Below are 2167 nucleotides of genomic sequence, written 5' to 3'. Positions count from 1 at the left end.
TACGACAGCTCTGCCTTGCGCATCCGCGCCTTGCCCGTGTCGTAAATCGGGATTGCGAACTCCAGCTCCACCTGAGGTGTCAGGACCTTTTCGGTATCCCCATCCTCGCCTGCCTCGCGTTCAAATTCGGCGCCGCCGACGATTTCAAGATCGCTGACAATGCGCGTTTGATCCGTAAGACCGAATGCTGCCGCTTGGGCTTCAAGACCCAGTTTTGCCACACGCAGATCAACGCGATTTCGTAATGCCTTTGCTTCGATGTTTCCAATGTTGCCGACTGACTTGGGCAAAGCAGGCAATGCATCGGGCACATAGTAATCAACCTCGGTTCCCCAGAGGCCCATCAACCGTGTCAGTTCCTCTTTCGACTTGGTTGCATTCAGACGTGCCTTTGCGAGCTGTCCTGCCAACTCGGCATTGAACGCCTGCTCACGGGCCTGTCCTGCCTTGTTCAGAGCACCCGTCTCACCCAGCTTCCGCGCCAATTCCGATCCGGCGTCAGATGTTACTTTCGCCCGCTTGAGGTATCCAACCGCCTCAAACGCAGCTACGGACGCAATCCATGCCTGACGGGTCTGATTTGCCAGTGCGAGGGTGTCATTAACGGCACTCAGCTGTGCTTGGCGAAAGCCGGCATCAGCAATCTCTCGGCGCTGTTTGCGCGTTGTCGCATCCAGAATATTTGCGCGTATCAAACCTTCGATGGCGCGGTAGGCACCCAGTTCAGGCGCACCTATCCCCAATATGCCGATCGATACCACAGGGTTCTCTGGCGTTGATTGCTGCCATGCGTCAGCAGCGGACAATCCTACATTTGCGTAGGATCCCTGAAGCCCCTTGTTATTGAGCAATGCCACCTGAACGGCCGTATCCGCCGAGATCGTCTTGCGATGCACCATCGCATGAACTTGTTTTCTCAACGCTTCGTTTTCAGCCTGGGTTTCGGCAAAAACGGCTCGCTTCCCGATTGCAGGTGTCACCTGGCTTGCAACGTTGGCAAAGCCTGCTTTTGGCTCGGTGTAAGCACCGGGCACGGCGACCGCACAGGCCCCCAGAAACAGCGGAAAACCAGCAATCAGCGGTAATTTAGAAATACGCATCAATTCCCCTCCGACTGTTCTTCGTTGACGGTGCGCCAATCGCGTGGGCCGGTCGGGCCGCGATATGTGTATCCGGCAAGGGGATCTTGATACCGCACAGGTGACACAACGGCCGTGTTCGTAACAGCTTGTTGCGCCGCAACGACTGGTAATGGCGTTGCCGTATAGGGCAAGGGCTTGAGGTCTTGCGCGCATGCGCCAAGAGTGAGGGCCGAAGCCCCCAAAAGTATTTGAATTTTCATGGATCGTGCCTGACTGATGAACTTCGGAACCGCGTGCAAAAGCACGTGAAACGAAGGCCCTGTTAAGAGCCTTTGATCAGATCAGAAATTGGGGAGGGCGTAGAAAACCTGAAGGCTCGGTCGAGCGCGCCTGAGCTTTAAGGGGAATATAACGGTCAGCAATGCTATGCCCCACAAAAAGAGGTGCAGTCTCATTAAGAACTACAGAACTGCAAATACCGCTACAGCATTTACCCGCCGCGTGGTCCTGCCCTTCGGCACTGCCCAAAGACCCACATTTTCCTGCTGACTTACCAACCTGAGCCATATCATGGCTTTGGTGATCAGCGCCGACAGTCAAACTTTCGGGGGCGGAATGGTGGCCGCCATGCATATCAGCCGAAGCATGCGCGGCGGAGGGCGGAAGGAGCACCAAAGCAAAGACAAACGCAGCGCAAGCCAGCGTTTTTATCAATGCATATATGGATTTCACCGTGTTCATCCCTCTGGTGTGGGCAACTCGGTCCCTCCTGTCAATCCATCCAGCGCAGGAAGGTTTCCAACTTTTTCGTGCTACAAGCGCAGATGTCCCGGTGACAGGCACTTTGACCGATATGCTTCAAAGCATCCGTGCCAACATCCATCCACCCATGCCGTGCATCATCAGATTTTCGGTCAGCGAGATAAACCCAAGCGGCACATTGCTACTGCCGCCCACGCAGGCGCATTTCAGCTCTCGTTTGTCGATATAGACTGCCTTGATGACCGAAACCGCCACAATACCGCCGATGATAATTGCTACAGGGGCAGCCAGCCACAACAGCGCGCCTGCCGTCATGGCGATAC

The 2167-nt window shown here is 55.3% G+C and carries 1 protein-coding gene and 1 pseudogene; both read right to left on the bottom strand.

The window, feature by feature from the left end; all coding sequences use genetic code 11:
• Window positions 1–1100 (bottom strand): TolC family protein (locus tag WBC85_RS14920; RefSeq protein WP_424438955.1); only part of this gene is annotated, 1100 nt, incomplete at its 3' end.
• 840 nt (window positions 1101–1940) lie between these two features.
• Window positions 1941–2167, bottom strand: a pseudogene (locus WBC85_RS14915) (glutaredoxin); the annotation flags it as partial.

This window comes from Planktotalea sp. (genome assembly GCF_049680325.1).
Lineage (GTDB): Bacteria > Pseudomonadota > Alphaproteobacteria > Rhodobacterales > Rhodobacteraceae > Planktotalea.
The sequence above is the reverse complement of the archived record's forward strand: the minus strand, read 5'-3'. Positions and strand labels throughout refer to the sequence as shown.